Below are 6,696 nucleotides of genomic sequence, written 5' to 3'. Positions count from 1 at the left end.
GTTTTTGAAAATGGTAATTGGCAATATATGCTTGGAATCGATAAAAGAGTATCTTCGGTAACTCCTGATACATTAGTTGAAATTGCTAACTCGATTGAATAACGAAGTTAGATAAAACTATTAGATTCCTTGTTAAACTAACGGGTGCTTTACTTCAGTATGGAATTAAGCCTTTTTTTTCTTACTGAACTAACGCAGCAGGTTAGTTGAAGAAGGAATTAAATGATCTGCTAACGAATAAAGGTTAATAGGGGGATTCACTTGGAAGAACTTCCATATGTAATTTTAGTTTTCATTGTAACGTTTTAGTTGGATTGATTATAGAAAGAAGGTTAAGAAAGCTGAAAGCGAAGATGAAATAAGAAAGGCATTAGTTCCCTTTATTTTAGTAATGGTTCTATTTCTTACATCTATTTCAGTATTTCTTACTTAAACTAACGGGTGCTTTACTTCAATAAGAGTAAAGGATTTCTTTTTCAACTAACGGGGTTGGTTAGTTAAAGAAGAAGGTTTTCTAATTATACGAGGGGGGAGAAAATGAGAAAGAATTTATTTGTCTTAGCAGTAATTTCGTTACTTTTATTAGTTGGTTGTTCGCAACAAGAAACATTAACAAAGGCAGAAGATAACAATAGCAATCATATAGGGAAGAATGCCTCAGATTTAGTTATACCAACTAGGGAAAGTATTTTAAAAGATGGCTATCCAACAAATGAAAATGGGCAAACCTATGGTCCTAATATGGGAGACCTAATGCTTGTTGAACCTGATTTAATTAGTGCTATTGGAATAGATGGTACAATTGGGTATGTGAAAAAAGAGGATTTGAATGGTCCACAGCCTAAAAATCCTGAAGAAGCAGTTAAACTTAATGAAGCTAAACCAAGAGAAATTTCTTTGTATGATGTTGATGGAGAGACTATTATTGGTAAGTTTATTGTAGGTGGATAGAAGTTGTTCTATTATTGAAAAACTTATAATAAAGAGAAAGTGTTATTAAAGTAACGGGTGCTTTAATAAAAAAAGACGGTAAAATAAATGCCCTTGGCGATACATTTCCAAACGTATTTTTCTATACAAAATCAACCAATAACTTTAACGTAGCCTTCTTATTCAACTAACGAAGCAGGTTAGTTGAAGAAGGATATGTTTTAATAAAGTTAAATATCAAAAAGGGGAACTTTAATATGGAATCTTTGGTTAAATCTCAATTAAATGATTTAGATGAACTAGTGAATATTGATAGAGAAGTAATAGGAAGTGATAGCAGAAGAAAATACATAAAAAAAGCTATTGAGGAAGAAAGATGTATAGCAATTAAAAACGAGTTCTCATTTGTAGGATTTTTAATTTTTGATATTCATTTTTTTGATTGTAGCTTTATATCCTTGATAATAGTTAAACCGACTGAAAGACGAAAAGGATACGCAACATTCCTTCTGGAGTATTTTATAAGCATATCGCCTACTAAGAAAATATTCTCTTCAACCAATCAATCAAATAAAAGAATGCAGGAAGTATTTAAAGCAAATGGATTTATACAAAGTGGATTTGTTGAAAATTTAGACGAAGGAGATCCAGAGATAATTTACTTTAAATCAACATAAGTAATTTTGAACTCTTCAACTAACGGGTGCTTAGTTGAATATTCGCCTCCCGAAATAATCAATCTTTTTTATAAAAATGAATAGAAATAAACAGGTAAAACCGCGTATTTTGATCAAACTTTGTTCAAAATACGCGGTTTATTTATACCTAAAATTGAAGATTCTCGCTAAGTTTTAATCAATCTTTTTTCAAAGGTTACAGCAATCAACATTATCTATTCAGAAACCGGTTAGTATACTAACCATTTATACGAATGAGTTCTCTGAGAAATTGTAAAGGTAACAATGGTTTTTGATTTTTCCGAAACGGAAGTGAAACTAAAAAAAGCAATCTAGTCTGCTATTGATTAAAAACTTGACAGTGACCTTTAGTGTTTTTCAAGACTCCTCCATTATATTCAAGCCATTTTTCTTTCTCTCGCTCTACTGCTCGATTTTGCCATTCAAACCAAACAAATGTACATTCACTACAATGAAACTCTACACCACTATTATTGTTAACATCCCTATTTGTAAATATGGTCCTTTTGCGACAGTTGTAGCAATAGATTTCTTTATTATCTCTTATTAACACCATTACTTAACCCCCCTATATATAAAATATTTATTGACTTTTACATGCCTATTTATTCTTTAGCCAAGCAATTTCATTGAATAAATTGGACGGATAATAGGATTCAGTTTTCGAGAGACTATTTCCAAGTTAAGCGGTAGTTCTATTAAGTCTTTGGATGGCAGGATGGCCACTTTCCATTAATTCTAGTTCCTTAAGGCATCTACTTAAATCGAATCACAGCACTAAAAAATTCCACAAAACTTATATTTTCAAAGTTTGCTAATAGATTACGTGTTTCGTAGTTCCATACAAACTCGATATCTACATCTTTAAATAAAATGGATACAATATCTCGATTATATACAGCTAACTTAAGACCATCTATTAAGGTGGTAGTAATGATTTCCCAATCAGGTGTTAGTATATTGCCGTTCTGTATGAAATGGTCCGAAATATTTTGTGCTCTTATCTATAGGAATTTGAAGTATGTTTTGGTTCATGTTAAATCCAACTTTCTTTTGTTTTTATTAGTCATAGTGCCTAATAGAAGAACATTCTATTCACAAGAAATTTATTCATAAAGTTATAACACTAATACAATAGATATAAGAAAAAATTAAGTCCATCATCTCAGGGGAGATGATGGACTTTTTTAAGTAGTTCACGTTTCATAATTTAGAAGTCTTGCTGATACCCTAGCTTAATAGTGTCAAAAAAACTGCCATTCTCCGTTAGAATTTCGGACAATGGCAGCCTAGATGCTTTTTCTAGTGTCTCAAATTACTGGTTCAGTTTAAATCTCATATAGGTCTCCTTTTTTAAAAACTAGAGTATTTAGTCTCCTAATTCAAATTTTGCGGGCTTATCAAGTGGTTTTTCAAATAAGGAAATAAATATATATGCATGATCCATACTAATAATATCTGTCTCTAAAGGTTTTTTATTTAATAACAACAAAGGTGTTTTGTCCTTTGCTATACCTCCTGTGACATAATAAAGGTCTTCTTTGGAATCCTCACTATAGGCATAGAATATTTTTTCCGAGGATAGAGCATTATAATCAATTTCATTTACTTTTAATAACTCTTTTTCAGTAAATATACATACAAATATTTTATCAGAAGATTGATAAATAACTATTTCTCTATTAGAAATAGTTAATTTTTTTATATCTGCCGCATTTACCTCATTATTAAATTGCTCTTCTAAAGTTTTAATAACATAATCATCATCTCTAAAATTTGAACAACCTGATAGAAATAAGAGAATTAGAAATACTACTAGTATATAATAACGCAAATTTCCACCCCTTATTTAAAAAACTAAATAATATTTTGTTAGAAAGTTCTACTACTAAAATTAGTTTTTTCCCAATGAATCCCTGAAGTAGTCCATGATAGTCCAAAAGAATATGGACCAACTGAAAAGCCATTAATTGAGCTGTTACTGAATGTGTGAGAATAGACTGAACTAAATGAAATACTTTTTCCAACAGGTGTACCATTAAAAAATTTAAAGTATGCCCAAAATCTACCAGATGAAGCTCTGTAAGTATCACCATAACCAATATCTTGAAATTCGATACTTAATCCATTACTAGTAGATATTGGCTCATTATCAGGAACATAGCTATTACCCAGTTTATCATATCCTTCTGAATCCATGGTTACCCATTACTTTTTGTATGGAGTTTTTCCATTCAAACTAGTACAACGTTTTCGGCTTTATGATGGCTAAACGGGGCAGTAGAATAGCGGTCAAAAAAACTGGTCAGTATAACTTAAACAGGTTTGCATCCCTACAGAGTTTTCACAGAAAACAAACATCTAATATGTGAAAAGAGACCTTATTATCTTTTTCTTTTTCAACTAATGAACATGAACTGCACCCCAATTGTTAGACACAACTAACAATTGTGATGCAGTTCAGTTAGAGGTTATTTTCTTCTTAATTTCCCATTAAACTAATATTCTAATAATTATTTTTGTAATCATTAAAAAAGAATCATAAAATTTTATTAGAAATGTTTTTATTGCGAGCAAAAAGAAAAGAAAAAATACAGAAATGTTCATATAAACAATCAAATATTTAAATCTTAGCAAAACATTGTTTAAAATTTTGATTGGTAATAATAAATATTTTGCTTTAAATGTTTCTTTTTCAGTATTTTCTAAAATATAAATATTATCAACAAAGTGATTAAATTGATCTTTAATTAAAGTTATTCTTTCATTAACATGTTTTTTCGAAAACTGATAATAAACCACAGAAAAACTGATAAAAACTATTAAAGAAACCACTAAAATAAATACATCATCTCTAGCAAAAGAAGTATAAGCAGATATTGTTACACCTATTACTAAACTTATCAATGAACTATTAATAGCAGTGTACAATTTATCTGTTTGATCTTTTATGGATTTGGAAACAGTCATTGCTTCTTTGAATAATGAATCTCTATCTTTAAAAAAGTCTTTTAAATCGTCAGTAATATAATTATGGAAATAATGTTGTATTGTTTTCCAAATTTTTTCTAACTTTTCATCAAAAGTTCCAATTGAAATTTCATCGTTCAAATATAATGTAAAAACATTTTTTACTATTGTAATCTTCTCTAGAAATTTTTCTCCTGAAATTAGGAACATAAATAAATTGACTAATTCATAGTAATTTAAAGTAGAAAAATCTACACTCTTATTTATTTTTAATGATTTATTGCCTCTAATTAAAAAGTTATTTTCATCAGATTGATCGCTAATAAAATCCAAAAAATCAATATAAAATCTTTTCATAATTGATTTTTGAAGCTCATCTTTTGTATTAATATGAAAATTCTTGATAATATATAAAAAAGGATTAGTATTTCCATACGTTAACTCTAACTTGTATAAACTACTAAAAAAATCTAACGGGTCATTATAGGATTGGTCAGTTTCAACTAAAGTAAGCTTTGATTCTCTATTTAATGTTTCTATAGATGTAAAATTAAAAAATATTGTTTCAAAAGAATTGATTTCTGGTAACACTATATTCAATTTATATGGATTGGTACTCGAGTATGTTTTTTTGGAAAGGTTCTTTAACATACTTTCTACATCAAAAAAGAAATAATCTAAATTTGAAAAAAACTGGATAAATTCACTTTTTTCCAATTGAATATTCAATTCAGTTATTTCTTCGATTGTGTATATTTGTTCAGCAACTTCATCCAAATAATCCGATAAAAACATTCCACTTGGATTCACAAATATTTTAAACCTGTTAATTTTTTCTGAAAACTCTTCTAACTCAACCTTCGAAAAAACTTTAACAATAGTAATTGAAAGGATCTCAATATCGTCATTTACTTTTTTTACATTTTTGCCGAAATGAGTGCGAATTGAATTGTATTCATTAAAAAGTTCTACAAATAGGGTATTCAATTCAATCACCTCTCATTTCGGATTTTTAATTTGATTTTAAATCAAGATTATATTTTTTATCTATTTTAATAACCGTATTCCCCTCAGCATCTTTTCCAATACTAACACCATCGCGAATGCTTTTGTTATAACGGAAAAATATTTCATTGTTTGTTGATTGAAATTTTATACTAATATCAGTTCGAACAACTGTAAAAGATGATTGAAACTCTGCATTAGAGGTTATGAATTGACTAATTAAGTTATTACTAGACTCTTCAATAAACGCATCTTCAAAACCAAAACGCTCTAAAACACGTGGCAATGAGGTTTGTAAGTCAACATTCCGACCTTCTGCAAATTCGTTTTCTATTGCGTCTAACATTTCAAATTTTTTATTTTCGGGAACAATTTTAACGAATTCTGATTTGACTCTTTTTAATGCTTCCTTTGTTAAAATACTATCATTTACTAATTCTTGAGATTCCAAAAATGTCTTCATAAAGAACTTCGAAACCTCACCTTGATTTTGCTGCTTGTCTAGAACATAAAGGTGTATTAATTGTTCTGATGTTATATCAGTTCTTATAAGAGCGCATTTATGTATTTTTTCCTTTGCGTCCGGAAGTATATTTTCCTGGATAGATAGTGAAAGGTTTACTGCATCAAATTGAATTCTTGTTTTTGGATCTAATTTTATCAAAGCAATAAATTCTTCACCATCAATTAAAGCTTCAATTACAAAAAACGAACCACTACTTCTTGAGCTGCTGGACTTCATTGTTGAAAATAGTCTTTCTGCAATTTTTTGAGAAAGCCTTAAAAAATCACCCTCTGTATTCTGTTCTTTGTATTGATTTACTTTACTACTTAACCAAGTATCTTCAGCAATGAAATGACAGTTTTTTGTACTTCTCCCAACTCTTGCTTCAGAAATATGGTTTACGAAAAACTCGGTAACTGTTTCAGATAAATTTGTTACAGGAAAGACGTTTTCTGCACATTTTTCTCGATCTTTCACTAAATCTAATTCATGTATTGTCATTTTATTAATTATTACATCCAACATTCTTATTCCCCCCTTTTGGCATTATTACTAAAATTCGACAATTTTGAGCAAATTCCTTCTTTA

The 6,696-nt window shown here is 29.1% G+C and carries 7 protein-coding genes; 2 read left to right on the top strand and 5 right to left on the bottom strand.

Annotation, left to right across the window (positions count from 1 at the left end):
* Positions 1 to 537: 537 nt before the first annotated feature.
* Together ACHUE4_RS14160 and ACHUE4_RS14155 are read left to right on the top strand one after the other, a co-directional pair.
* Positions 538 to 951, top strand: a complete 414-nt coding sequence (locus tag ACHUE4_RS14160) for a YajG family lipoprotein (RefSeq protein WP_394191160.1) — start codon at positions 538 to 540, stop codon at positions 949 to 951.
* 236 nt (positions 952 to 1,187) lie between these two features.
* On the top strand, positions 1,188 to 1,607 hold the full coding sequence (locus ACHUE4_RS14155; protein ID WP_394191158.1) for a GNAT family N-acetyltransferase: 420 nt from the start codon (positions 1,188 to 1,190) through the stop codon (positions 1,605 to 1,607).
* A gap of 340 nt (positions 1,608 to 1,947) precedes the next feature.
* On the opposite strand, the gene ACHUE4_RS14150 is transcribed toward ACHUE4_RS14155, so the two are convergent.
* From ACHUE4_RS14150 to ACHUE4_RS14130, 5 genes are all read right to left on the bottom strand, one after another.
* Positions 1,948 to 2,184 (bottom strand): hypothetical protein, encoded by a 237-nt coding sequence (locus ACHUE4_RS14150; RefSeq protein WP_394191156.1) that lies wholly within the window; start codon positions 2,182 to 2,184, stop codon positions 1,948 to 1,950.
* Between the two features lie 813 nt (positions 2,185 to 2,997).
* On the bottom strand, positions 2,998 to 3,462 hold the full coding sequence (locus ACHUE4_RS14145; protein ID WP_394191154.1) for a hypothetical protein: 465 nt from the start codon (positions 3,460 to 3,462) through the stop codon (positions 2,998 to 3,000).
* Between the two features lie 38 nt (positions 3,463 to 3,500).
* Positions 3,501 to 3,827: a hypothetical protein gene (locus ACHUE4_RS14140; protein WP_394191152.1), complete on the bottom strand. Its 327-nt coding sequence runs from the start codon at positions 3,825 to 3,827 to the stop codon at positions 3,501 to 3,503.
* A 294-nt stretch (positions 3,828 to 4,121) separates the two neighbouring features.
* Positions 4,122 to 5,585, bottom strand: coding sequence for a hypothetical protein (locus ACHUE4_RS14135; RefSeq protein WP_394191150.1), 1,464 nt, complete (start codon positions 5,583 to 5,585; stop codon positions 4,122 to 4,124).
* A 25-nt stretch (positions 5,586 to 5,610) separates the two neighbouring features.
* Positions 5,611 to 6,633: a nucleoid-associated protein gene (locus ACHUE4_RS14130; RefSeq protein WP_394191148.1), complete on the bottom strand. Its 1,023-nt coding sequence runs from the start codon at positions 6,631 to 6,633 to the stop codon at positions 5,611 to 5,613.
* Positions 6,634 to 6,696 lie beyond the last annotated feature (63 nt).

Source organism: Paenisporosarcina quisquiliarum, from assembly GCF_043641925.1.
Lineage (GTDB): Bacteria > Bacillota > Bacilli > Bacillales_A > Planococcaceae > Paenisporosarcina > Paenisporosarcina quisquiliarum_A.
The sequence above is the reverse complement of the archived record's forward strand: the minus strand, read 5'-3'. Positions and strand labels throughout refer to the sequence as shown.

What these genes read in the sequence shown, in the direction of transcription:
- ACHUE4_RS14160 (WP_394191160.1), top strand. Translation starts at nt 538, where the DNA reads ATGAGAAAGAATTTATTTGTCTTAGCAGTAATTTCGTTACTTTTATTA.
- ACHUE4_RS14155 (WP_394191158.1), top strand. Translation starts at nt 1,188, where the DNA reads ATGGAATCTTTGGTTAAATCTCAATTAAATGATTTAGATGAACTAGTG.
- ACHUE4_RS14150 (WP_394191156.1), bottom strand. Translation starts at nt 2,184, where the DNA reads ATGGTGTTAATAAGAGATAATAAAGAAATCTATTGCTACAACTGTCGC.
- ACHUE4_RS14140 (WP_394191152.1), bottom strand. Translation starts at nt 3,827, where the DNA reads ATGGATTCAGAAGGATATGATAAACTGGGTAATAGCTATGTTCCTGAT.
- ACHUE4_RS14130 (WP_394191148.1), bottom strand. Translation starts at nt 6,633, where the DNA reads ATGTTGGATGTAATAATTAATAAAATGACAATACATGAATTAGATTTA.